Source organism: Rhizobium johnstonii 3841, assembly GCF_000009265.1.
Taxonomy (GTDB): domain Bacteria; phylum Pseudomonadota; class Alphaproteobacteria; order Rhizobiales; family Rhizobiaceae; genus Rhizobium; species Rhizobium acaciae.
Window position 1 is genome coordinate 89,473 of the sequence record NC_008380.1, and the last position, 23,174, is coordinate 112,646.

A 23,174-nucleotide genomic window follows, 5' to 3' on the forward strand; every position below is an offset into this window, starting at 1 on the left:
GCGGTTTTTGAGAACATACGTACATAAGGATTAGATCAGAGCTCGCCGGAGATCTGCGGGCTCGCATGGATGAAGGCCCAGAGCGTCCGGCTGATGGCGACGATCTCGGCGATCGACTTTTCCAGATGCTCGATCTCGCGCGCGTCCATCTGTTCGATCTTGCCGTAACGGATCTGCTTGTCGTCCTCGACGAGCCGCATCAGCTGCGTGCTCGAGATATCCCCCTTTTCGTCGAAAGAATAGATGCAGTGATTGTACTTGTTCCGGGTCTTTGATTCTTTCTTCAACCGCGACATGGCTGAAAGGATCGCCTTGCGGTCGGAAGGGGAGGTCGAAGCGAGCTTGGACAGCCGTTCGATGAGATCGATCCGGGCGCGCGTGGTGTTGAGCGTCAGGAACACGACGATTGCCGCATCCTTTTCGACCCGGAGAAGATGGGCGATGATGTAGATCAGCAGGCTTTCGGTGTTGGTCCAGACATAGTTCAGGCGGCCGACCCGCAGCAGGACATCGGACATCGCCGCCATGCTTGACCCTTTCTCCCCGGAGGGGTCCCTCCTTCGAGGGATGACATGTGGACATTACATCAGAACAACGGGCAAGTCCGTCAATCTGCCCGACCGCCTATGCCGGCTCGCGAGCGATCAGCGCTCCTTGAAAGCCCGGGACATGCTGTCGGTGATCGGTTTGCTCAGATATTCGAAGAAGGTGCGTTCTGACGTCTGAATCAGCACTTCGGCCGGCATGCCGGGAACGGGATGGAAATTGTGCACCCGCGCAATCTCGGAATCGGGTATTCCGACGCGGACGATATAGACGTCCTTGACCGAAGCACCCGCATTTTCCTCGATCGAATCGGCTGAGACGTAGAAGACCTTGCCCTGCAGAACAGGGGTCGTGCGCCGGTTGAGCGCCGTGAGGCGGATCGAGGCCGTTTCTCCCTCATGCAACTGGTCGATCGAAGTGCGCAGCACCTTCGCTTCCAGGATCAGCGGCACATGCGACGGCAGGATCTCCATGATCGGCTTTCCTGTCGTGATGACACCGCCGGCTGTGTGAAAATAGGAGCGCACCACCGTGCCAGACACCGGCGAACGGATAGTGGTGCGTTCGAGCACGCCGGCTGCCTCGCGCATCTGTTCGCGCACACTGTCCAGATCGGTTTCGGCGGTCTCGAGCGCATCGAGTGCAGCCTGCTTGTTGGAGTTGACGGCGATGACGGCTTCCTGGCGGAATTTGGCGATCTCCGCCTCGCTCTCGTTGAGCTCGCCGTTCAGTCGAGCAATGTCGCCCATCGCATCGGCGATCGCCCGTTCGATTGCCAGCAGATCCGTCTTGCGCATATAGCCGACCTTGACCAGCCGAGCCTTGGAGTCGCGTTCCTCGGTCAGCAGCGACAGCTGCCTTTCGAAGGATTCTCGCTGGCCCCTATAGCCGACGAACCGGAATTCGAGCGATGCGATGTTCTTCCCGATCAGATTGAGCTGCTCTTCAAGCTTGATCTGCTTGCTGTGGAACACGACGTTCTGGCTCTGGATGATCGCGTTGATATCAGGATCTCCGGCCTCCTTCGTCACGATATCGGGAAGCTGGAATTGGCGCAGGCCCTGCGCTTCGGCACGGAGCCTGGCGACGACGGCTTCAAGGCGCAGGCGACGAAGCTGCAGCATCCGCTCGTTTGAGCGGGATGCTGTCGGATCGAGCGTCAGCAGGATGTCGCCTTCCTTGACCGTATCGCCTTCGCTGACACGCATCTCCTTGATGATGCCGCCTTCCAGATGCTGGATGATCTTGTTGTTGCCGGTCGCGACGAAACTTCCCTGCGCGATAACGGCGGAGGCGAGCGGCGCCGTCGCCGCCCAGAAGCCGAAGCCGCCGAACGAAGTGAAGAGAACCGTCAGGCCAACGATGCTGTGCACACGGATCGAGCGCGGCACATCGCTATACCACTCGAGCTGCACCGGACCGGTCGTCTCCCGATTTTTCCGTCCCATGTTGTTCATCCCTCAATGCGCGGTGCTTGTTGACCGTTATTGCCGTTGTTCTTGGAAAGCGCCTGCAGCACCTCGATCCTTTCCCCGAACATGGCGACAGTGCCGTCCTTGAGCACAAGGATCTTGTCGACGCATTGGAGGAGAGCCGGGCGCTGGGTAATGGTGACGGTGGTAATGCCCTGTTTCTTGGCGTGGATCAGTGCCTTGGCAAGTGCTGCCTCGCCCTGCGTATCGAGGTTCGAATTCGGCTCGTCGAGCACCACGAATTTGGGATTGCCGAAGAAGGCGCGGGCCAGCGCAATGCGCTGCTTCTGGCCGCCCGAAAGCGGAGCGCCGTCGGCTGCAACGATGGTTTCGTAGCCCTGCGGGAAGCCTGCGATGAGTTCGTGCACATCGGCCAGCACCGCGGCGTCGTAGATCTGGTGATCGTCGACGTCGTCGCGCATACGGCAGATATTAGCCTTGATCGTGCCGGGAAATAGCTGCACGTCCTGCGGCAGATAGCCGATGCTTTCGCCGAACTGGCGCTGGTCCCAGTTGCGCAGATCCATCAGGTCGAGGCGCACATTTCCCGATGTCGGGACGATCGAGCCGACAAGCATCTTGCCGAGCGTCGTCTTGCCGGACCCGGAATTACCGATGATCGCAAGCGATTCCCCCTTCCTGAGCGAGAAGGAGATGCCGTTGAGAATGACCTTCTTTTGCGGTGGCGGCACGAAGAGAATGCGTTCGACATCGAGCCGGCCTTCGGGATTGGGAAGACGCAGGCGCGGGAAGTTCAATGGGGAATTCAAGAGTAGTCCCTTGATCCGGCTATAGGCGGCTGCCGACCGGTTGAACTGGTTCCAGCCTTCGATGGCGCCTTCGATTGGTGCCAGCGCGCGTCCCGAGATGATCGAGGCCGCAATCACCATGCCGCCCGTCAGCTCGCCGGAGAGCGACAGATGTGCGCCCCAGCCGAGCAGCGTGACCTGGGTGATCATGCGGCAGGCCTTCGATATGCCGGAGAAGATGATATTGCGGTCCTGTGCCTCGACCTGCGACTTCAGCGAGCCCGCCGTTTCCCGGCCCCACATCTTCACGGCCTCGGGGATCATCGCCATGGCGTTGATGATCTGCGAATTGCGCGACATGGAATCGAGATGGAAATTCGCCCGGCTGAGATAGCCGTTGGATTCGGCGAATTGCCGGGCGGTGAATTTCTGGTTCAGATAGGCGATGACGAAAAGCACCGCGCAGCAGACCATGATGATGATGCCGAGATGCGGATGCACGAAATAGACGACGACCACGAAGAACGGCATCAGCGGGGCGTCGAGAAATGCGATCAGCGTGCCTGATGTCAGAAAACCGCGCAGCAGCTGCAGATCCTGCAGCGTCTGGTAGTCCTTGCCGCTGCCATGCAGCGATGCCCTGGCTGCAGCACTGAGGATCGGCGCGCCGAGCTGCACTTCGAGCTCCACCGCGGTGCGCATCAGGATGAAGCGCCGCACCGAATCCATGAAGGCCTGCAGCAGCACGGCGCCGATCACGGCGATCGAGAGCATGACGAGCGTGTCGACGGAGCGGCTGGTCAGCACACGATCGGATATCTGGAATAGATAGAGCGGGATTGCCAGCAGAAGGACGTTGATGGCGATCGTGAACATCATGACGACCACCATGTTGTGCCGTACCGCCGCCATGCCGCGCGAGAGGCTGGCGGCGAAATTCACAGGCTCGCTGCGCTTGTGAAAACCGCCGCCGCTTCCCCCGCCCCCGCCCCCGCCGCCCCCGGGATCGGAATCCTTGCCGTTTCCGCCGCCGCCAGCGCGCATCCGCCTATTGTTCTCGCTGATCGGACCGCTTTCGCCTTCGATGGTCTTGGCGAAAGGCATCGTCGGGCTCGATTTAAGCTCGATCTTCTCTTTCGGCTGTTCGGGGCTCACCCGCGCTTCAATCTGCGGCCGGGCCGGCGCTTCCGGCGTTTTTGCTGTCGCCAGGCCCTGCGCCACCGCGACAGGAGGTGCCGTTTCCACTTTAGCTTCCGGCACCACCATCTTTTCCGGGAGGGGCGCCTGCGTAGCGCTTGCGCGTCCGATATCGGCAGCCTCGTTTGCCGCAGCTTCGGACGTCTTCTTGGGGCGATCGGGCGACGAAGCAGCGGCGCCGCTCAGCCTGCGAAGGTTCTCGACCGCCTCGTCGATCGCGGATACGCACACATCGGTCATCGTCGCTTCCGAAGGGGCAGCGGAGGGTATAGTGCCCGACCTCAGATCGAGGGCGCTGCCTGCCGCAAAGATTTGTTTCGAAATCTGGTTCATCGTGGTTCCCTCGCAATACTCAAGGTCAGGCGACCATGGCTTGCATTACGTCGGCGGGGTGCGTCGACGACCATGAAAAATCATTCCCGGCATTGATGACGCCGTCAGCGCAATCGCCGCCCGCCGGATCGTCGTTGTCGAAAAAGGCGATGACTTCGTTGGCGAGCCTGTCGTCGGCCGGCTGCGGCTGTGTCGTGTCATGTTCCACCAGCCCGCCCTGAATGAGGATGGCGTCTGAATAGAGCTGGCCTGCCAGATAGGTCGTCTGGCCGAAACTGTCGTAGTCGACGATTTCGGCGATGTTGACGACCGCATTGCTGCCCGTGTCGATTGTAACCGTTGCGTCGGGATTGTTTTCGAGGATGGTCGATGCCGCCAGGGTCACATCGTCGGAATCGCCGAGGATGCTGACCTGCTTTATGATCGTCATGTCGTAGAGATTGCCGGTGATATAGAGCACGTTGAGGCCGGCATAGCCCTGGAAATTCACATCGAAGGACAGCCCTTCCGGCATGTTTGGATCGCGGTCCTCGATCGCCTTCTGCGTCGCGGCCATATAGTCCGGCATGGCTGCGAACGGGCTGTCCGTCCCGACATTGTGGATCGAGGCGAAATTCCAGATCAGGTTGTCGCCCGTCTGTATGTCGGCGCCGGGATCGACGCCGTCTTCCGCCCGCACCCAGTCATTGTCGTAGAGCAGCGAGATCTGTGTGATGCTGTTGATGTCGAGCACGTTGCCGCCGATGATCACCAGATCATACTGCATGCCCATCCCGAAAAATGACGAGAAGTTGATGGAGGTGTTGCCGCCCGTCAGAACCGTGGTTTCGGATCCCGAGGTGATGACCGTCATCGTGTCGTTGTCGGTGACGAATTGATATTGCTCGATCCACTGGACGAAGGAGACGTCGCCGTCGATGACGCTGACGCGCCAGCTGTTCGGGAAGGTCGGCTCGGTTGCATCTGTGTCGGCGTGGCTCGATGCTTCGAAGGTGCTGTGTTCGAAGAGGGCGATATTTTTGGCGATCGTTTCCGCCGCCTCGCCCGATCGGTCGGATGAATGCAGCGTTGAAGCGATCTCGTCGTTGTCGCTGTAGACAAAGGCCTGGGAGATCGCGTCGACCTGGTGATAATTACCCATCACCGCCGTGACCGAGGTGATGACGCCGGTATTGATCACCGAGGCGACGTTGACGACGAGATTTGCACCGGCGGTCACCTCAAGGCTGGTGCCGCTCGGGTCGTCCTGCTCGACGGATGTATTGCTGTCATCGGGCTCTTCCGGGAGCTTGGCGAGACCGCGGTCGGGCAGGAAGTCGTCGAGAACCGGTATATCGGTCTCGGCCTTGCCATTGATGTAAACGGTGTCGTTGACCCCGGGATCGAGACGGACGAACTCATGCGTCGCGTCGGTGCCGAGCGAAGTTGTCCCGCTGTCCTCGGTATTTTGAGCATTCTGGATATAGACTTCGAGATCCTCGGCGACCTTCAGGGCGCCATCATAGGTATCGGTGCGGTGGAGGCTCGCAAAAGGCGTGAAGATCTCGGCCTTGGTGCTGAAATCCGCGAGCCGCTCGATGACGAAACTCGTGTCTCGGGGCGCATGGACGCCATCCGTCATATCGAGATAGTCGTCGTCGTAGAGAGCGTTGACCTGGAGGACATGACTGATCGCCGACCCAGGCCCGGCAAAGACTGTCAGTTCCGGCTCATCCGTGAGCACAATATCTGTAGGATCGCCGAAATGCGGTAACGGGATGTCCTTTCCCGCAATCGCTGCCAGCTTCTCGAGGCTCTCTTCGAAGACGCGGCCGAAATGGCGTGCCGGGCCAAATTCGATTTCGTAGCTGCCGCTTTTGTAATTGATGCCCGGATCGTAGTCCTTGAGCTGAAGATCGGAAGAGAAGGCGGCGGTGAAGGCATCCTGATCCGGCAGAGCCGGTCCATCCGCGCCCGGTCCTGCGCCTTCGGCATAGTTGGTACGCAACCTCATCTCGTCGGTCGTCATCTCGAAGAGACCGATGAAGTGCGCAATGATTTCCGAAATCTTCTCGATATGCATGGTTCGGCCTCCCATTCGAAATGACGATCGGCCTTGGAGGCGCCCGCCGGGAGCCGTGGTGTGGTCGTCAAATCGTTTTCAAGCAGTCAAACTGCACCGGCCTGAGCCGGTGCAGTTCGTCTTGGTCGTTGGAGGTCAGTGTCAGGTGCTGGTGTCCTCGCCGACGTCGGAGGTATGAGAATTGCCGCCGATGACGCTGGAGTCGACTGTGTTGCTGAGCAGGTTCGCACCCTGAACGAGCTCGAGGTGGAAGCCGGAATTGGCAAGGATCGCCGAAGCATCGGCCGTGCTCGCGCCATTGGCATCGTCGCCGGCCTTGAGATCCCAGCTCTTGCCGTCCATCTCCATGCCTTCTGCGCTGTTGGCAGTTCCGCCATTGGCATTCAGGTGGTTCTGAGCGCCTTCGTTCTCCATCTTGGTGTTCCAGGCGCTATCCTGGTCAGCCAGATGGTTCGCCTGGACGGCGCTGAAGCCGCTGTCATTGCCTGCGCCGGTCAGCGAATTGTTCAGGATGCTGTCGACGTCGAGAGTGAAGGAAAAGTCGTCCCCGAGGTTGAAGGTGAGGTCGTGTCCGGCAACGCCGAGGTTGGAGTCCTTGACGTCCTCGATGACGGCGAAGTCGGTGTCCGTCTTGTTGAAGCTGTCGGAGGTGTTGTTGCTGTCGGTAACCGTCTTCGTATCCGTCTCCGTCTCCGTAACGGTCTTGATATCGGTGTCGGTCACGGTCTTCGTATCGGTGTCCGTGATCGTCTTGGTGTCGGTGTCGTTGTCGCTGTACGTCTTGCTGTCATAGCTCCAGTCGTAATCGGTCTTGGTGTCGGTATCGGTGATCGTTGTGGTCTTGGTGCTCGTATCGTCGTCGGACTTGTAGCTCCAGTCATATTCGTTGTCGCGGTTGTCGCCATTATTGGTAGCGACATCGATTTCCGCCTTGACGTCGACGTCGACGCTGTTGTCGGTATTGTCGCGATTGTCGCCATTGGCGACGCCGCCGACATAACCGGTCGAATCGTCGTCGATTTCAGTCGAATTGATCGCGCTGTTGGCAAACCCGTCGGCAAGCGCCCCGACCTTCGTGATTTCGGTGTCGTCAGACATTGCATTCTCCAGAAAAAACCGGAGCAGCTTTTCGAAATCCCTCTCATCTCAAATGGGATTTTACTCGCGCTCGCTCCGATGCGGTTAACATCGGCAGATGTATTCGATACCAGTCATCTGCAGCTTCATCGCGATTTGTTGATCAAACCGTTGGTATTGGGAACGTACGTACTCAGTACAAGGCCGCACATATCCGGCTCCGAATCCTGAAAAGGATAGGGAGTGGTCAGGTTTTCTTTTCGTTGAGTTGCCCTATAATGGAGGCCGTGTATCAAAAACGCATAACAATACCTGGCTTCTCCCTGTCGCCACTTGGACGACGATCACAGAATGCTGGAAAAAATGCGGATCCGATAGACATCAATTCGGGCTAAGGCGGATCTGCCCCGCCCGAATAGCCCTCGGATAGCTCCTGTCGTCGGAGCGCTAAGATCTGTTCGGTGGCCGCGTCGGCGAGCAGCGATAATCCGGGGCTCCCGGCATCCACCGCAGAGTTGACGGGCACCTGTCGACATCTCGCTGTCTCATATCCGGCCTGCCCTGCACAACTAAAACATGACAATTTGTACTGAAATATTACATTCAACTGATCATCTATAGTCGGAGCAAATATAGCCTTGAAGTATCTATCGCAGTGAAAATACAACCAAAGCTTTGTATCGTATCGTTTTTCGCCCGCTAAAACTAATCACTTTGGGCCATTTCCTTCCTTCTCAATCCGTATTAACATAATTAAGAAATGTCTAAAAAATAAAGCGATGACATTTGGGATCGGCATTTCTTACTATCTAATACCCGCCATCGCGCCAAGTTGAGTAAAGTGTAACGCTAGGGGAGGCGTAAATGTTCATGACAGGCTCAGGAATGGAGAATGCGGACCAGGGGAGGAAGTTGGGTTCGTCCGGAGATACTATACTAGTGGTGGCCAAGGCGGATCTGTTTTCCGAATGCATGGTAGAAGCACTGGCAAAGAAATTTCCGAACTGTGAAGTGGCAAGCATAACGAGTACAAAGCCGATACTGGATAAAGATTCCAGCGATATGAAGCTCGTTTTATTCTATCATATACCCGGCCCGGAGCTTCATGAAGCGCTGCAGGCCGCCCGCGAAAACCACCCTGAAACCTCAATCGGACTTGTCGTCGAAGCTATCGACATGCTCGAGCCCTATGTCAGCCGGCTGGTAGAAGCCCGGATCATCGACGGCGTCCTGCCACTCAACCTGCGGCTCGATGTCTTCATGGCTGCAGTGGATCTGCTGATGAAGGGCGGCGAACATTTTCCGTCGGCACTTCTCAATCGCCTCACCAACAAAAACGCCCAGCTGGAGCCTTCGCTCTATCAGACAAAATCGGTCGATGCGGCCCGCAGCAATGCGCTCAAGCTGAGACGCGACAGCATCTCCGCTTTGACGACCCGGGAGGTTCAGATCCTGGATCTCATATGCAAGGGCACGCAGAACAAGATCATCGCCGACAAGCTGCACCTTTCCGAGAATACCGTGAAGGTTCACGTCCGCAACATCTACAAGAAGATGAACGTCCGAAACCGCACGGAAGCTGCATCCCGCTTCTTCAACGAGCATCCGGCCGGTGAAGAAGATATGTCCGGCCGGTGGCGCAATTGATCTGACGCTTTTGCTTCAGATCGGGGGGCGTGCAAAGCAGCGTGACTTCTGTCCGAAGCCGCTTGGAGAGCAGATATAGGGCGCCGAGCCGTGATAGGCTACGGTGCGGACCGTTGCCGCAGCCGGGCGCCCGACGCGATTTGCCGGATAGGCATAGGCCTTGGAAACGCGCGGCGCCTCGACCACGGGGATATTCTTCTTCGCGACGACCGCGATATGGTCGTCGACGACCGTGCAGGCCGTCGGTCCGATCGCAAGAAGCGCCGTTCCCCAGGCGAACATCGCCGAGCGGATACGCCGGCCTTTCAGCTGCGCTGCATCTTGTTTTTTCACCATGTCAAAACCCCTCGCATATGGCGCTTCCGGATGCAAGACCGGCGGTGCAGTTGTTGAGCTCGGCCAATCTCCCGCCTTCCCCTTTATATTAGCTGCATTGAGTGGAGCTTAAGCGGCGGGTGAAAGCATTGTGGCGGAGAAGTATTAAGTGTGATTAATCATTCGTTACCTTGAAGAATACTTGTGTAATTATTTTGGATACTGGAACTTTTTCAAGTTGACCTTCACGCTAATCGTCTTATCATTTGAGTAGTAAATCAGTTATCCTAAGAATAACTACAAAGTTATGTCTTGAAAGGGAGGGATCACGAACATCCAGACGGATAGGAAGACTTGAAGCGCATAAATAAATCAAAAGACTAAATACATGGGAAGGAGTTTGTAATGCGTAGTTTCGTTCCCAGCGAAGGCTATTCTGAAGTGTCGTCAGGCATACCGGTAGCGCAAGCGTTGCGCACCGTTCTTGTGAATGGCGGGGGAGGTTTCCTCGGTTCACATCTCTGCGAAAGGCTTCTGCAGCACGGCCACCGTGTCATTTGCCTCGATAATTTTTCCACCGGCCGCCGTGCGAATGTCGATCACCTTGCGTCGAACACTCGCTTCCACATCGTCGAGCATGATGTTCGCCAGCCCTTCGACATCGAAGCGTCGCTCATTTTCAATTTCGCCTCTCCGGCCTCTCCGCCCGACTATCAGCGGGATCCTGTGGGAACGCTGCTCACCAACGTGCTCGGCGCCGTCAACACCCTGGATTGCGCGCGAAAGACCGGTGCGATCGTCGTCCAGTCATCGACGTCGGAGGTTTATGGCGACCCGATCCACAGCCCGCAGCACGAATCCTATTGCGGCAATGTCAACCAGATCGGACCGCGCGGCTGTTATGACGAGGGCAAGCGCAGCGCCGAAACCCTGTTTTTCGACTATCACAGGACTTATGGCGTCGACGTCAAGGTCGGCCGCATCTTCAACACCTACGGACCGCGCATGCGCCTGGACGACGGGCGGGTGGTTTCCAATTTCATCGTGCAGGCCCTGCGCAACGCGGATCTGACGATCTATGGCGATGGCCAGCAGACCCGTTCTTTCTGCTATGTCGACGATCTCATCGAGGGTTTCCTGCGTTTTTCGACCGCCGGCAGCGCCTGCAACGGGCCGATCAACCTCGGCAATCCAACAGAAATGACCGTTCGACGCCTGGCGGAAATCATCCGGGACCTGACGAACTCGCGTTCCCGGATCGTCCACCTTCCGGCGGTCACCGACGACCCCCGTCAGCGGCGGCCGGATATTTCCCGGGCCATGGCCGAGCTGGACTGGCAGCCCCGCATCGGCCTCGAAACCGGCCTGGCTCGCACCGTCGACTATTTCGACGGGCTGCTCGCCGGCACAGAGAAGGCGGAGGTCGTATGAGATGCCCCGCTACATCCTCGTCACCGGCGGCGCCGGTTTCATAGGCAGTCATATCTGCAAAGCGCTGTCGCGCGCCGGCATGATCCCGGTTACCTACGATAATCTCTCGACCGGACATGCCGACAGCGTCCGCTGGGGGCCGCTCATCCGGGCGGAACTTGCCGACGCAGCCGCGCTGCGCCGGACCCTTGCGGAGTTTTCGCCCGATTGCGTCATCCATTGTGGTGCCAATGCCTATGTCGGCGAATCCGTCGAGATGCCGAGAAAATATTACCGGAACAACGTCGTCGGCAGTCTGACACTGCTGGAGGCCTGCCTCGACCAGGATATCGACCGGATCGTCTTTTCGAGCAGTTGCGCCACCTATGGCGTCCCCGCCTCGCTGCCGATACGGGAGGAAAGCCCGCAGCATCCGGTCAATCCCTACGGGCGCACCAAGCTGATTTTCGAAATGGCGCTCGAGGATTTTGCCGCTGCCTACGGCATCCGCTTTGCCGCACTGCGTTATTTCAATGCGGCTGGAGCCGATCCAGACGGCGAGCTCGCCGAGCGCCATCAACCCGAAACCCATCTCATCCCGCGCGCCCTTCTCGCCGCCGCCGGCAGGCTGGAGCGGCTCGATATCTTCGGCACCGATTATGCGACCGAGGACGGAACCTGTGTTCGCGACTATATTCATGTCAGCGATCTCGCGCAGGCGCATCTCGCCGCCGTCAATCATCTGTTGGCGGACGGCGGCTCGCTCAGCGTCAATCTCGGCTCCGGCCGGGGCACCTCGGTGCGCGAGATTCTCGAGGCGATCCATCGCGCCAGCGGCCGCGAAGTCCCCGTGCGTTATCGCTCCCGCCGTGTCGGCGATCCGCCGATCCTCTTTGCCAATACCGCAAGGGCGAAGGCGGAACTCGGCTTCGCGCCGGCTTTCTCGGATATCGATACGATCATCCGCACCGCCGGCCCCACCTTCGGGCTGGAGATGAGGGCATGAGCAGCGTTTCGCAAATCGGCCATGGCGTCAGGACGGCCAAAGCCGCAACTGTTGAGACATTCGATCCTGTTTTCACCGGCTGGAACCGTGTCGCCTATGGCTTCGGCATTCTCTGCTGGCTGACGGCACTTGGCTATTTCTGGATCTGGTGGTGCCAGTCCGCCCATATCATTTCCTGGGCCACCTTCGTGCTCGTCACCCTCGTGCTTGTCTGGATCACGCTTGTGCCGGCCTATTTCATCCTGATCTTCCTCGATGCGAGGACGGTCAGCCCTCGCGCAGGGCTGCCGGAAGGGCGGGTGGCTATGGTCGTCACCAAGGCGCCGTCCGAGCCCTTTGCCGTCGTCCGCACCACGCTGCAGGCGATGCTCGACCAGATCGGCGTCGATTTTGATGTCTGGCTCGCCGACGAGGACCCTTCGGAGGAAACCAGGCGCTGGTGTGAGGAGCACGGCGTGCTGATCTCCACTCGTAAGGGTGTGGCGGAGTATCATCGCACCACCTGGCCGCGCCGGACGCGTTGCAAGGAAGGCAACCTTGCTTATTTCTACGACCATTTCGGCTATGCGCGCTACGATTTCGTCGCCCAGTTCGATGCCGACCATGTGCCGACGCCGACCTACCTCCGTGAAATCCTGCGCCCCTTCGCCGATCCCGAGATCGGCTATGTCTCCGCTCCGAGCATCTGCGATGCCAATGCCGGGACAAGCTGGGCGGCGCGTGGCAGGCTCTATGCGGAGGCAAGCCTGCACGGTTCGCTGCAGACGGGTTACAATAATGGCTGGGCGCCTCTTTGCATCGGTTCCCATTATGCGGTTCGCACATCAGCCCTTCGTCAGATCGGCGGCCTCGGCCCGGAACTTGCGGAAGACCATTCGACGACGCTGATGATGAATTCCGGCGGCTGGCGTGGCGTGCATGCCGTCGATGCGATTGCGCATGGCGACGGACCGGCGAATTTCACCGACCTCGTCGTCCAGGAATTCCAGTGGTCGCGCAGCCTGGTCACCATTCTGTTGCAACATTCCCGCCGTCACATCATGCACCTGCCCTGGCGGCTGAGGTTCCAGTTTGTGTTCTCGCAGCTCTGGTACCCGCTCTTTTCCGTCTTCATGGCCATGATGTTCCTGCTGCCGGTTGCCGCGCTGCTGACGGGCCGTGTCTTCGTCAATGTCACCTATCCGGATTTCCTGCTGCATTTCGTGCCGATGTCGATGGTGCTGACGCTGTTTGCTTTCTTCTGGCGGACAACGGCAACCTTCAGGCCGCACGATGCGAAACTGCTCGGCTGGGAAGGGCTTGCCTTCATCTTTCTGCGCTGGCCGTGGTCGCTGGCCGGCAGCCTTGCCGCTGTTCGCGACTATATCTGCGGCTCCTTCGTCGATTTTCGCATCACGCCGAAGGGAAGGCAGCAGCAGCGGTCTTTGCCGCTGCGCGTCATCGCGCCCTATATCGGGCTCGCCGGCCTTTCCGCCGCGGCAATGATGTTTGCGACCGATGCCGCGGCCGCCCAGGGTTTTTATGTTTTCGCCATGATGAACCTCTCGGTCTACCTGGCGCTGACGGTGCTGATCGTCGTTCGCCATGCGGTCGAAAACGATCTGCCGCTGCTGCCGCAATCGCGCGGGCTGTGGCTTGCGACAGCAACCGGGCTTGCGATTTTCGTCGCCGGCGGCACGCAGGCGGGGAGCCACGGCCTGCGCGGCCTCGAAGCTCTTTCGCACGGCCAGACGTTTGTCAGTTTCACCGAAACGCAATTTGCCGTGGCCGGCGCCGGCCTCGGCGGCGGCAAGACCAGGATCGTGAAATTCCACCTGAGATGGAATGGTTTCGGCAGAACCGGCCGAGATGAACAGGGTGCGTGAGCCGGCGGAACCGGCAAGTGTCGAGTATGGAGGATGTAATGAGTATCGGATCGAGACTATGGGGAGCAGCGCTTGCTCTCAGCCTGTGCCTGCCGGTGGCAACGCACGGCGCCGAGGTTGCCAAAACGAAGGCGCCGACGCCGCTCAGCGCCTATGAGCTCTATCGGATCTACGGCGACAAGACCTGGACCTGGAACACCGGCGGCGGTCGTTTCTTCTATGACGGCCGGCGGTTCGTCGCCTGGAGCAACGACAAGGGGAAGCCGTCCTTTGCCGAAGGCAGATGGGTGGTCGACGATCTCGGCCAGCTCTGCATGCGCGCCACCTGGACGAATGCCGAGGGCGCGGCCCGCGCCAGCACCTGTTTCGGACATCGCAAGATCGGCAATACGATCTACCAGCGGCGCCAGCCGAACGGCGAATGGTACGTCTTCCGCCACGCATCGGTGCGTCAGGGTGATGAGTTCCAGAAGCTTGTTCCCACGGACACCGTGAGCGCGAAGGCAAGCGAAGTGAAGCAGATCCTGTTGAGCCAGGAAGTAGCCCGAAAAGGAGGGTGAGCCATGAAGAAGCTGATGAAAAAAAACCTCTCGACCGCCGCGATAGCGCTGCTGCTACTGTGTGTCGCGGATCTGCCGGGCCGAAGCGAAGTGCAATATGCCGGCATTGCCCCGAACCCGGCGGCGGCCGTGCGGACGATCATCGACAAGCGCCCCGTGCTTCATGCCGACGGCATCAAGTTCGGTGCCTACGATCCGCACGGCGATTTCGGCGCCCAGGCGAGTGTCGCGACCGAAGCCCTGTTCCTGCCATGGGAGGACGTCGATCTCGAGACGCTGCGTGTCGCCGATGCCTATGCGCAGGCCAGAGGCCGCAACCTGCTGATCACTGTGGAGCCATGGTCCTGGGACGTCGATTGGCGGCTGACCTCCGCGGAGCTTCGCGCAAAGGTCCTGCGCGGTGATTATGATGTCAACATGCGTGCGATCGCGCAGATGATATCTGAGCTGAAAAGCCCGGTGATCGTCCGCTGGGGACAGGAGATGGAGGACAAGTCAGGGCGGTTTTCATGGTCCGGCTGGAGCCCGCAGGACTATATCACGGCCTACAAGCGGATGATGGACATTGTCCGCCAAGAGGCGCCCGGCACCGAGCTCATGTGGTCGCCGAAGGGAGAGCCTGGCCTCCAGGCCTATTATCCCGGCGACGATTATGTCGATCTCGTCGGGCTCTCGGTCTTCGGCCTGCAGCGCTACGACGAGCTTGCCTACAATGGGCACCGCACCTTCTCGGAAGCGCTGAAGCAGGGATATGATCTCGTCGCCGGCTACGGAAAGCCCATCTGGGTGGCGGAGCTCGGCTATGGAGGCGGCGACGCCTATATGAAGCCGTGGATCGAAACGGTTGCGTTGAAGCAGAGCGCCTTCCCGAATCTGCAGGAGGTGGTCTATTTCAACGATCGGGATGTGCACGCCTGGCCCTTCGATCTCGGTCGGCCGGACTGGCGCGTGGTCGAAAGTCTGGCTAACCGATAGCCAGAAAACAGAAAGGCCCGCCGGGGTGTTGCGGGCCTCTCCTCTCACGTCCGGCGACCGATCATCCCTTGATCGTTGCCTTACCCTCTTCGATGAGCCGGGTTGCCGCATCGGCGGGCGAGACCCGTTCGAAGGCGAGTTCGTCACAGATCGGGCGCAACACCCGCTGGTCGAATTGGGTTGCGCCCATCGGCACCGGCGGCGGATATTCGCCGACCTGATCCTTGAGCAGGTTCACGTATTTGACCGTCTCCTGCTCCGTCGGGTTAAGCTGCGGCAGGATGGCTTCGCGCACGGTCGGCGACATCGGCACGCCGCGCTCGACACCGAGAATCTTGCCGGCTTCGATATCGTTGACGAAGAAGTCGATGAATTTCGCGGCCGCTTCGCCGTTCTTCGTCGTGGCGCCGACACTCCAGATCAGTGCGGGACGGTAATAGTGGCCCGACGGGCCGCCCTTCTTCTCTCGCGGCAGCATGGTGATGCCGAGCTTGTTCTTGATGATCAGCTGATAGCCGATCATCTGGTTTGAATAGGCCATGCCGATCACCGACTTGCCGAGACCAAGCGCATTGGTGTCGATCGTGTTCTGATCGAGCGTCTGCACGTCGGCGGCAACAGTGCCACCCGCCTTGCGCAGTTTCTCCCAGTAGTCGAACCATTCCCTGGCATCGTCGGCCGTGAAGCCCAGCCCAACGCTTTCCCTTGCAAAGAGGCTCTTGCCGCGCTGGCGCAGCCAGGCATCGAACACATAGGCGTAGCGCGCCGCATAGGGGCCGCCGCTCTTGCCGGAGGACTTGGCGAGTTCGACGGCGAGCTTGGCATACTCATCCCAGGTGAGGTCGGGCGTCGGCACCGGGATGCCTGCCTTTTCGAACTCGACTGTGTCGAAGAACATCGAGAAGGAGTTGAGGCCGAGGCCAACACCATAGAGCTTACCGTCGATGGTGGTCAGTTTCAGCATGTCAGCGCCGAAGCTGTCGACCTGCAGCGTCGAGGGGACGAATTCATCGAGCGGCATGCAGGCGCCGCGCTTGGAATAGTCCGAGATGGTTCCTGGCTCGAGCTGGAAGATGTCGGCGATCGAGCGGCCGGCCATCTGCGTTGCGAGCTTCGTCCAGTAGCCGTCGCCCGAAAGCGATTCACCGACGATCGTGACGCCGGGCGTCTTGGACTGATAGAGCTTGGCGACGTCAAGTGTGCGCTTGGCGCGATCGTTGGAACCCCACCACATGGCACGTAGCTGTGCGTCTTCGGCAAAGGCCGGAATGGCGCTTCCGGCACCGAAGGCCAAGCCGGCGGCCGCACCGGCTGAACCCATCAGGAATGAACGGCGATTGACCTGCATGATATCCTCCTTGTCCCAAATATGCCTGCTGCCATCCTCCAATGGCGTTGTCAGGGCATTTCAGCAAATAGACTACGCAAAAAAATATTCTTTGCAAGAAGTAATCATTTTCTTGCAAATTTGCATTATTTGCATGATGCTTGCCCTATGAACGACCAAAAAATCAGACGGCCGCGTCAGGCCGATATAGCCACATTGGCCGGCGTCTCGGTCTCCACGGTGTCACGCGTGCTCGCCAACGAACCTGGTATCAGCGAAAGCGTGCGGTTGCAGATATTGAAAGTGGCAGCCGAGAACGGCTATCCCGTCAAGCCTGCTTCCGAGGCCGTTGCCGGGGGACTGGCGCTGATTGCCAGCGACGGCGTCACCGGCACCCTCAGCGTCTTTTATGAAGCGATCGTCGACGGCCTGCGCGCCGGCGCTGCCGAAGCGGGTATGCCCTTCGAAGTCCGGCTGGTCCGCGAGGATCGAACCACGCCGGATGCCGTGCGCGACTATATGCAGACCGCGGGCGCCGAAGGTCTCTTTCTCGTCGGTATAGATCCGAACGAGAGTTTGCGCGACTGGCTGCAAGCCAGCATGACTCCCACGGTTCTTGTCAACGGCACCGATCCCAGGATGCAGTTCGATGGCGTTTCGCCGGCTAATTTCTTTGGCGCCTATGAGGCGACCAGCCGGCTGACAAAGGCCGGCCATCGCCGCATCCTGCACCTGAGCGGTTCTCACCGCCATACGATCCGGGAGCGCGTGCGCGGTTTCGAGGCGGCAATCGCCGCCGTCTCCGGCGCCGAGGGCCGTCTCGTATCCCTGGCTCTTCAAGGCAGCGCCAGCCGGGAGGCGCACGAACGCACGACAGAAGCACTTGCCGAGAATGCCGGTTTTACCGCCGCCTTCTGCATGAATGATTTCATCGCCGTCGGCGTGCTCGAGGCCGTCACCGAGGCAGGCCTGCGTGTGCCGGAGGATTTCGCGATTGTCGGCTTCGACGATCTGCCCTGCGCGCAGATGACCAATCCGCAGCTTTCCACCATGCGTGTCGACCGCGCCGCCCTCGGGCGCGAAGCCGTTTCGCTGATGCTGTCCCGTTTCCGCAACAGGACGGCCTCTGCGCGCCACATCTGCCAGGCGGTCGCTCCCATTCCGGGAGGGACCGTTCCGAACGCCTAGAACAGGATGATTTAGGTCAAGGCCTAAAATCCGAATCCTGTTCTAAATTAAATAGTTAGAGCATGATGTCGTCCGAAAACCGCTCACACTTTTCGGCATCATGCTCTAGAACCCGTGAGTGATACCGATGACCTATGATCCCGCCAGCGCCAACCCGCTCGCAGGCAATCCGCTGGAAACCCGCGCCGATATGAGCCGCGCCCTGCTTGCGCTCTTCGATCCGCTGCTTGCCTGTTTCTCGAAGGGCAATGCCCGCGTCACCCTCAATGGCGGCGGCGCCCATTTCGACCGGGCAGCAGCCGATCTCGAAGGGTTCGCCCGCCCGCTCTGGGGATTGGCGCCGCTTGGCGCCGGCAATGGCGACTTCGCCCATTGGCATCGTTTTGCCGAAGGCCTCGCAAACGGCACCGATCCCGCCCACCCCGAATATTGGGGAACGGTCAATGGCCGCGATCAGCGGATGGTCGAGCTTGCCGCTCTCGGTTTTGCCCTGGCGCTGGTGCCCGAAAAGATCTGGGAGCCGCTCGATGCGCGTGCCCGCGGCAATGTCGTCGCCTATCTCAAGCATGCCCGGCAGTTCGACTATGCCGACAACAATTGGAAATTCTTCCGGATCTTCGTCGATATCGCGCTCGATCGTCTCGGCGCCGATTTCGACCGCAGCCTGACGCGGCAATATCTTGAGGAGCTCGAAGGCTTTTATATCGGCGACGGCTGGTATCGTGACGGAAACGTCCGCCGCATCGACCACTACATTCCCTTCGCCATGCATTTCTATGGCCTGATCTATTCGAAGCTCGTCGACGACGACTATGCAAAGCGCTACCGCGAGCGCGCGGTCCTCTTCGCCCGGGATTTCCGGCACTGGTTTGCCGCTGACGGGGCGACGATCCCCTTCGGCCGCAGCCTGACTTATCGCTTTGCCTGTGCCGGCTTCTGGTCGGCGCTCGCCTTTGCCGATGTCGAGGCTCTGCCCTGGGGCGAGGTCAAGCATCTCTGCCTGCAGCATCTGCGCTGGTGGAAGGATAAGCCGATTGCCGATCGCGACGGCGTGCTGTCGATCGGTTTCGGCTATCCGAACCTGCTGATGTCGGAGAGTTACAATTCCGCCGGCTCGCCCTACTGGGCCTTCAAGGCCTTCCTGCCGCTGGCGATCGCTGAGGATCACCCATTCTGGACGGCGAAGGAAAAAGTGCCGGAGCAAGCACCTGACATCATCCCCCAGCGTCATCCCGGCATGGTGATCATGCGGGCGGGCGGCGATGTCGTTGCGCTGTCTTCCGGCCAGGAAAACCTGCAGATGCGGTGCGGCACGGAAAAATACGCGAAGTTCGCCTATTCCGCCCGCTACGGCTTCAGCGTCGAGGCCGATGAGCGTGCCTTTGCGCTTGCCGCCTTCGATTCAGCGCTTGCCTTCAGCGATGACGGCCTGCACTACCGCGTGCGCGAAACGAACGAGGAAGCCAAGATCGCAGGCGAGGTGCTGTTTGCGAAATGGTCGCCTTTTGCCGATGTCGACGTCGAAACCTGGCTCGTGCCCGCCGCACCTTGGCATATCCGCCTCCATAGGATCAGGACAAGCCGGCCGCTGCGGATTGCCGAAGGCGGCTTTGCCATCGGCCGCCGGGACTTCGAGCTGGATACGCTGTCCGCTTCGGGTGGGGTTGCTTATGCGGTCGGCGAAGCCGATTTCACCGGCATTCTCGATCTCGGCTCCTCGGTCAAACGTTCGGGCCTCGTCCAGAAGGCAATGCCCAACACCAATGTGATTGTCGCGAAAACCCTGGTGCCGCAGCTGCGCGGGCAGATTCCGACCGGTGAAACCATTCTGGTAACGGCAGTGCTGGCGCTTGACGATCCCGCCGCCCTCTCGTCTGCCTGGGCGAGACCGCCGAAAGCGCCCGACATTGCAGCGCTGGAGGCCCTGGTGAGGGAAAAGGGCGTGACAGTCAGCGCCATCGAAGCGCCCGGACAAATGCCATGAGCCAGCCGGCCATTATCCTTGCCATGCAACCGTCGCGCACGCAGCATGTCCTGCCGGATGAGGTCCTGCGCCGGCTGGGCGGCATCGGTCGCCTGCTGGATTCCAAGCCGCTGCAGCGCTTCGACGACGAGCGTGCGCGACGTCTGCTGGCCGAGGCGGAAATCCTGATCACCGGCTGGGGCGGGCCCTATGTCGGGCCTGAAATTCCCACCGCGGCGCCGCATCTCAAGTTCATCGTCCATGCGGCGGGCACGGTAAAGGGAGTCATCGACGACGCCATCTTCGAAGCCGGTATCCCGGTCAGCCATTCGGCCGAGGCTAACGCCGTGCCGGTGGCCGAATTCACGCTGGCGGCGATCATTTTCGCCGGCAAGCGCGTCTTCCGTTTCCGCGATCTCTATGTTGCCGACCGAAACCGCAACCGGACACATTTGATGCAGCGCGAAGCGATCGGAAACTACCGCCGCACCGTTGGCATCGTCGGCGCTTCGCGCATCGGCCGGCGCGTGATCGAACTCTTGAAACCCTTCGACTACAGGCTGTTGCTCTCCGATCCGACGCTTGATGCCGCCGAGGCCGCCGGCCTGGGAACAGAAAAAATCGATCTCGACGAATTGATGCGGCAATCGGATATCGTTTCCCTGCATGCGCCATCGCTGCCGTCGACGCAGCATATGATCGATGCGCGAAGGCTGTCGCTGATGAAGGACGGCGCGACGCTCATCAACACGGCGCGCGGCATTCTCATCGATGAGGCCGCCCTGCTTTCGGTGCTGAAGACCGGTCGTATCGACGCGGTCCTCGACGTCACCGATCCGGAAATCCCGGAGGCGGGTTCTGCTTTCTACGATCTGCCGAACGTCTTTCTGACGCCGCATATTGCCGGCGCTATTGGGCTGGAACGGGCGCGTCTCGGTGAGATGGCGGTGGACGAGATAGAGCGCTTCGTGACCGGCCAGCCGCTGCTTTACCAGATCCACCAGGCAAATCTCGCAAACATCGCCTGACGCGCGTCGAGCGGCTTAAATCAATTCCAGCAAAAGTGCGAAGCGGTTTTCCGTCCTGAATTGCGTAAAAACGCTCTATCGAAGGGTATCAGCGCGACGTCCTCAGCGAATTTGGTGAACCGTCATTGGCAAGTTCAGGCATGAGATCGGCAATATCGACCACCTTGCCGGTGCGCGAGCTCTCCAGCGCGGCAATACCGCAAAGCACCGACATGGCGCCCGCCCGCGTGCCGGCGCGCTGGGCGAGCCTGTCTTCCGTATCGGGTTTGAAGATCATGTTGCGCATCCGGTCGTCGCCGCCGTAATGGCCGCCGGTGAAATGCGGAACGACGATGCGCTCCACTGCCTCCTTACCATCAGGGAAATTGCGGATGAGCAGGATCGTGTCCTGCTTCGGCTCTTCCCAGGGCTGGGCTTCATACTGGCGAAGCTCGATCCGCCCTTTGGTGCCGTTGAAGGCAAGGTGATGGCCTTCGATCGGCTGGAAGGTGTTCAGCGAATAGGAGACATGGACGTTGTTGCGGTACCGGAGCGACACCACCATCGTATCGGGAATGTCGATGTCCTCGCGGAAGACGCAGCCGTCACGGAAGTAGCCGTCGATCTTCGAGGGATCTTCGTAGAGTGAATCAAGGAAGGGATCGGCCTCGAGATCGAGATAGTAGTCGCATTCATGCGTATGCGGACAGAGCTTGCAGCGCGGGCCGCGGAACGGGCCCTTGCGGCCGTAATTCTGCAGGTCGGCGAAGGAGGTGACGGCCTCGGGATCGCTGTCGAGATACCAGTTCAACAGATCGAAATGATGCGTCGCCTTGTGGACGAACAGGCTGCCGGAATTTTCCTTATACGCATGCCAGCGGCGGAAGTAGTCGGCACCGTGCTTGGTGTTCAGATACCAATGAAAATCGACTGAGGTGACCCGGCCGATCTCGCCGGCATTCAGCAATTCCTTGATCTTCGCAGCCGTCGGCGCGTAGCGATAGTTGAAGGACACATCGACCCGGCGACCGGTGCGCTTTTCGGCATCCAGAATCCGGCGAATCTTTTCGACCGAGGTCGTCATTGGCTTTTCGGTAATGACGTCGATGCCGGACTCCAGCGCCCGCACGACGATATCGTCATGCGTATGATCGGGCGTACAGACGATGACGAGATCCGGCTTCTGCTCAGCAAGCATCGAATCGATGTTTTCGTAGAGCGGCGCATTGCTGCCGATCATGTTGCGGGCGCGCTCGCCGCGCAGCGAATTCTTCTCGACGATCGCGGTCAGGTCGACATGTTCGCGCCAGCCGGCAAGCAGATCCTTGCCCCACATGGTGGTGCCGCGGTTTCCCGTGCCGATCAGGGCAAAACGGCGTTTCTCCATCGAATGATCCTCCTGCATGCGTGATGAAACAAATACTGAAATCAGGCCCAAAGCGCGTCGCGATCTTTCAGATCGCTTGGCCCCGCTTTAGGTCTTTGGCTTTTCGCATGTCATGGTCGCAAAACCGCTGCACACTTTTGCGCGACATGCTTTAGCAGCAGCTCCTGAAGCGCTCGACGCAGGTGGCGATCACTTCTTCGGCCGGGCGTTTCCACCAGTTTTCGGCCGAAAAGATCTCCACCTCCTGAGCTCCGAAGAAACCGGCGGCCTCCACCATCCGTCTTATGCCTTTGAGGTCGATCACACCATCGCCCATCATGCCGCGGTCGAGCAGCATGTCCTTTGTCGGCACCAGCCAGTCGCAGATGTGATGAGCGAAGATGCGTTTCATGCGCCCGGCGCGGGCGATCTGGTTGGCAAGATCGGGATCCCACCAGACATGGTAGACGTCGACCGCAACACCGACGTCCTCGCCGAGCTGCTCGCACAGGTCGAGCGCCTGACCGAGCGTGTTCACGCAGGCACGGTCGGCGGCATACATGGGATGCAGCGGTTCGATAGCGAGCTTCACGCCGGCAGCCTGCGCATGCGGCAAAACGGCAGCAATGCCGTCGAACACCATTCGGCGCGCGGCGACGATGTCCTTCGAGCTGCCCGGCAGACCGCCGACGACGAGCACGAGGCAATCGGCGGAAAATGCTGCCGCCTCATCGATGGCCCGCCTGTTGTCGTCGAGGTTTTTCTGCCAGTCGGCATCGTTCGCCGCCGGGAAGAAGCCGCCGCGGCAAAGGCCGGTCAGCTTGATGCCGTTCGATTTGACGATACGCACCGCCTCGTCGAGACCGACCTTGGCGACCTGGTCGCGCCAGGGGGCGATCGCGGTGATGCCGTGTTTCAGGCAGATATCGACGGCCTCGGCGAAGCCGCATTGCTCGCGGATCGTCGCCAGGTTGATCGAAAGTCCTTCGACCTGCATGTCATTCTCCTCCCGTCACTACAGCGCCGCGCGTCTCTTCAGACGCGCAAAGGACGCTGTAGCACTTTGAATTGCTGCATAATTTTGTCCTCAAATCGGTTCCGACTTAAGG

General features: G+C 59.8%; 18 protein-coding genes. 9 read left to right on the forward strand and 9 right to left on the reverse strand.

The genetic code is table 11. The annotated features are described in order from the left end of the window. Positions 1-35: 35 nt before the first annotated feature. From RL_RS00385 to RL_RS00405, 5 genes are all read right to left on the reverse strand, one after another. Positions 36-527, reverse strand: coding sequence for a hypothetical protein (locus RL_RS00385; RefSeq protein WP_011649894.1), 492 nt, complete (start codon positions 525-527; stop codon positions 36-38). Positions 528-644: 117 nt separating this feature from the next. Beyond that, positions 645-1,994, reverse strand: a complete 1,350-nt coding sequence (locus RL_RS00390; protein ID WP_011649895.1) for an HlyD family type I secretion periplasmic adaptor subunit — start codon at positions 1,992-1,994, stop codon at positions 645-647. Between the two features lie 5 nt (positions 1,995-1,999). After that, positions 2,000-4,297: a type I secretion system permease/ATPase gene (locus RL_RS00395; protein WP_011649896.1), complete on the reverse strand. Its 2,298-nt coding sequence runs from the start codon at positions 4,295-4,297 to the stop codon at positions 2,000-2,002. Positions 4,298-4,322: 25 nt separating this feature from the next. Beyond that, complete coding sequence (locus RL_RS00400; protein WP_011649897.1) at positions 4,323-6,359, reverse strand: hypothetical protein; 2,037 nt, start codon at positions 6,357-6,359, stop codon at positions 4,323-4,325. Between the two features lie 141 nt (positions 6,360-6,500). Further along, positions 6,501-7,457, reverse strand: a complete 957-nt coding sequence (locus tag RL_RS00405) for a hypothetical protein (RefSeq protein ID WP_011649898.1) — start codon at positions 7,455-7,457, stop codon at positions 6,501-6,503. 843 nt (positions 7,458-8,300) lie between these two features. Here RL_RS00405 and RL_RS00410 point away from each other — a divergent pair. Then, positions 8,301-9,083 (forward strand): helix-turn-helix transcriptional regulator, encoded by a 783-nt coding sequence (locus RL_RS00410; RefSeq protein WP_011649899.1) that lies wholly within the window; start codon positions 8,301-8,303, stop codon positions 9,081-9,083. Between the two features lie 15 nt (positions 9,084-9,098). Here RL_RS00410 and RL_RS00415 read toward each other — a convergent pair whose 3' ends face one another. Then, the gene (locus RL_RS00415) at positions 9,099-9,419 is read right to left on the reverse strand and encodes a hypothetical protein (RefSeq protein ID WP_011649900.1); all 321 of its coding nucleotides are present in this window, start codon (positions 9,417-9,419) and stop codon (positions 9,099-9,101) included. A 384-nt stretch (positions 9,420-9,803) separates the two neighbouring features. Here RL_RS00415 and RL_RS00420 point away from each other — a divergent pair, with 384 nt between their 5' ends. The 5 genes from RL_RS00420 to RL_RS00440 are packed head-to-tail and all read left to right on the forward strand — an operon-like array spanning position 9,804 to position 15,214. Beyond that, positions 9,804-10,829 (forward strand): UDP-glucuronic acid decarboxylase family protein, encoded by a 1,026-nt coding sequence (locus RL_RS00420; protein ID WP_011649901.1) that lies wholly within the window; start codon positions 9,804-9,806, stop codon positions 10,827-10,829. 1 nt (position 10,830) lies between these two features. Beyond that, positions 10,831-11,814, forward strand: coding sequence for a UDP-glucose 4-epimerase GalE (gene galE, locus RL_RS00425; protein WP_011649902.1), 984 nt, complete (start codon positions 10,831-10,833; stop codon positions 11,812-11,814). Then, positions 11,811-13,679 carry a glycosyltransferase family 2 protein gene (locus tag RL_RS00430; RefSeq protein ID WP_011649903.1) on the forward strand — a complete coding sequence of 623 codons (1,869 nt, stop codon included), beginning with the start codon at positions 11,811-11,813 and terminating at the stop codon, positions 13,677-13,679. Before galE ends, RL_RS00430 begins: the two co-directional genes overlap by 4 nt. A gap of 38 nt (positions 13,680-13,717) precedes the next feature. After that, positions 13,718-14,239 carry a DUF995 domain-containing protein gene (locus tag RL_RS00435; RefSeq protein WP_028743585.1) on the forward strand — a complete coding sequence of 174 codons (522 nt, stop codon included), beginning with the start codon at positions 13,718-13,720 and terminating at the stop codon, positions 14,237-14,239. Positions 14,240-14,242: 3 nt separating this feature from the next. After that, positions 14,243-15,214 (forward strand): glycoside hydrolase family 26 protein, encoded by a 972-nt coding sequence (locus tag RL_RS00440; RefSeq protein WP_011649905.1) that lies wholly within the window; start codon positions 14,243-14,245, stop codon positions 15,212-15,214. Between the two features lie 61 nt (positions 15,215-15,275). Here the strand turns inward: RL_RS00440 and RL_RS00445 are convergent, their stop codons facing one another. Next, positions 15,276-16,562 carry an ABC transporter substrate-binding protein gene (locus RL_RS00445; protein WP_011649906.1) on the reverse strand — a complete coding sequence of 429 codons (1,287 nt, stop codon included), beginning with the start codon at positions 16,560-16,562 and terminating at the stop codon, positions 15,276-15,278. 147 nt (positions 16,563-16,709) lie between these two features. Here RL_RS00445 and RL_RS00450 point away from each other — a divergent pair, with 147 nt between their 5' ends. The 3 genes from RL_RS00450 (at position 16,710) to RL_RS00460 (ending at position 20,720) form a co-directional block, all read left to right on the forward strand. Beyond that, on the forward strand, positions 16,710-17,729 hold the full coding sequence (locus RL_RS00450; RefSeq protein WP_011649907.1) for a LacI family DNA-binding transcriptional regulator: 1,020 nt from the start codon (positions 16,710-16,712) through the stop codon (positions 17,727-17,729). Between the two features lie 127 nt (positions 17,730-17,856). Then, positions 17,857-19,713: a DUF2264 domain-containing protein gene (locus RL_RS00455; RefSeq protein ID WP_011649908.1), complete on the forward strand. Its 1,857-nt coding sequence runs from the start codon at positions 17,857-17,859 to the stop codon at positions 19,711-19,713. Then, entirely contained in the window at positions 19,710-20,720 is a 1,011-nt protein-coding gene (locus RL_RS00460) for a hydroxyacid dehydrogenase (RefSeq protein WP_011649909.1), read from the forward strand. Before RL_RS00455 ends, RL_RS00460 begins: the two co-directional genes overlap by 4 nt. Before the next feature lie 88 nt (positions 20,721-20,808). Here RL_RS00460 and RL_RS00465 read toward each other — a convergent pair whose 3' ends face one another. Both RL_RS00465 and RL_RS00470 read right to left on the reverse strand, forming a co-directional pair. Then, positions 20,809-22,086 carry a Gfo/Idh/MocA family protein gene (locus RL_RS00465; protein WP_028743588.1) on the reverse strand — a complete coding sequence of 426 codons (1,278 nt, stop codon included), beginning with the start codon at positions 22,084-22,086 and terminating at the stop codon, positions 20,809-20,811. Between the two features lie 151 nt (positions 22,087-22,237). Then, positions 22,238-23,062, reverse strand: a complete 825-nt coding sequence (locus RL_RS00470; protein WP_011649911.1) for a sugar phosphate isomerase/epimerase family protein — start codon at positions 23,060-23,062, stop codon at positions 22,238-22,240. Positions 23,063-23,174: the final 112 nt, after the last annotated feature.

What these genes read in the sequence shown, in the direction of transcription:
- RL_RS00435 (WP_028743585.1), top strand. Translation starts at nt 13,718, where the DNA reads ATGAGTATCGGATCGAGACTATGGGGAGCAGCGCTTGCTCTCAGCCTG.
- RL_RS00390 (WP_011649895.1), bottom strand. Translation starts at nt 1,994, where the DNA reads ATGGGACGGAAAAATCGGGAGACGACCGGTCCGGTGCAGCTCGAGTGG.
- RL_RS00395 (WP_011649896.1), bottom strand. Translation starts at nt 4,297, where the DNA reads ATGAACCAGATTTCGAAACAAATCTTTGCGGCAGGCAGCGCCCTCGAT.
- RL_RS00465 (WP_028743588.1), bottom strand. Translation starts at nt 22,086, where the DNA reads ATGGAGAAACGCCGTTTTGCCCTGATCGGCACGGGAAACCGCGGCACC.
- RL_RS00455 (WP_011649908.1), top strand. Translation starts at nt 17,857, where the DNA reads ATGACCTATGATCCCGCCAGCGCCAACCCGCTCGCAGGCAATCCGCTG.
- galE (WP_011649902.1), top strand. Translation starts at nt 10,831, where the DNA reads ATGCCCCGCTACATCCTCGTCACCGGCGGCGCCGGTTTCATAGGCAGT.
- RL_RS00400 (WP_011649897.1), bottom strand. Translation starts at nt 6,359, where the DNA reads ATGCATATCGAGAAGATTTCGGAAATCATTGCGCACTTCATCGGTCTC.
- RL_RS00420 (WP_011649901.1), top strand. Translation starts at nt 9,804, where the DNA reads ATGCGTAGTTTCGTTCCCAGCGAAGGCTATTCTGAAGTGTCGTCAGGC.
- RL_RS00410 (WP_011649899.1), top strand. Translation starts at nt 8,301, where the DNA reads ATGTTCATGACAGGCTCAGGAATGGAGAATGCGGACCAGGGGAGGAAG.
- RL_RS00415 (WP_011649900.1), bottom strand. Translation starts at nt 9,419, where the DNA reads ATGGTGAAAAAACAAGATGCAGCGCAGCTGAAAGGCCGGCGTATCCGC.
- RL_RS00430 (WP_011649903.1), top strand. Translation starts at nt 11,811, where the DNA reads ATGAGCAGCGTTTCGCAAATCGGCCATGGCGTCAGGACGGCCAAAGCC.
- RL_RS00450 (WP_011649907.1), top strand. Translation starts at nt 16,710, where the DNA reads ATGAACGACCAAAAAATCAGACGGCCGCGTCAGGCCGATATAGCCACA.
- RL_RS00405 (WP_011649898.1), bottom strand. Translation starts at nt 7,457, where the DNA reads ATGTCTGACGACACCGAAATCACGAAGGTCGGGGCGCTTGCCGACGGG.
- RL_RS00440 (WP_011649905.1), top strand. Translation starts at nt 14,243, where the DNA reads ATGAAGAAGCTGATGAAAAAAAACCTCTCGACCGCCGCGATAGCGCTG.
- RL_RS00460 (WP_011649909.1), top strand. Translation starts at nt 19,710, where the DNA reads ATGAGCCAGCCGGCCATTATCCTTGCCATGCAACCGTCGCGCACGCAG.
- RL_RS00385 (WP_011649894.1), bottom strand. Translation starts at nt 527, where the DNA reads ATGGCGGCGATGTCCGATGTCCTGCTGCGGGTCGGCCGCCTGAACTAT.
- RL_RS00445 (WP_011649906.1), bottom strand. Translation starts at nt 16,562, where the DNA reads ATGCAGGTCAATCGCCGTTCATTCCTGATGGGTTCAGCCGGTGCGGCC.
- RL_RS00470 (WP_011649911.1), bottom strand. Translation starts at nt 23,062, where the DNA reads ATGCAGGTCGAAGGACTTTCGATCAACCTGGCGACGATCCGCGAGCAA.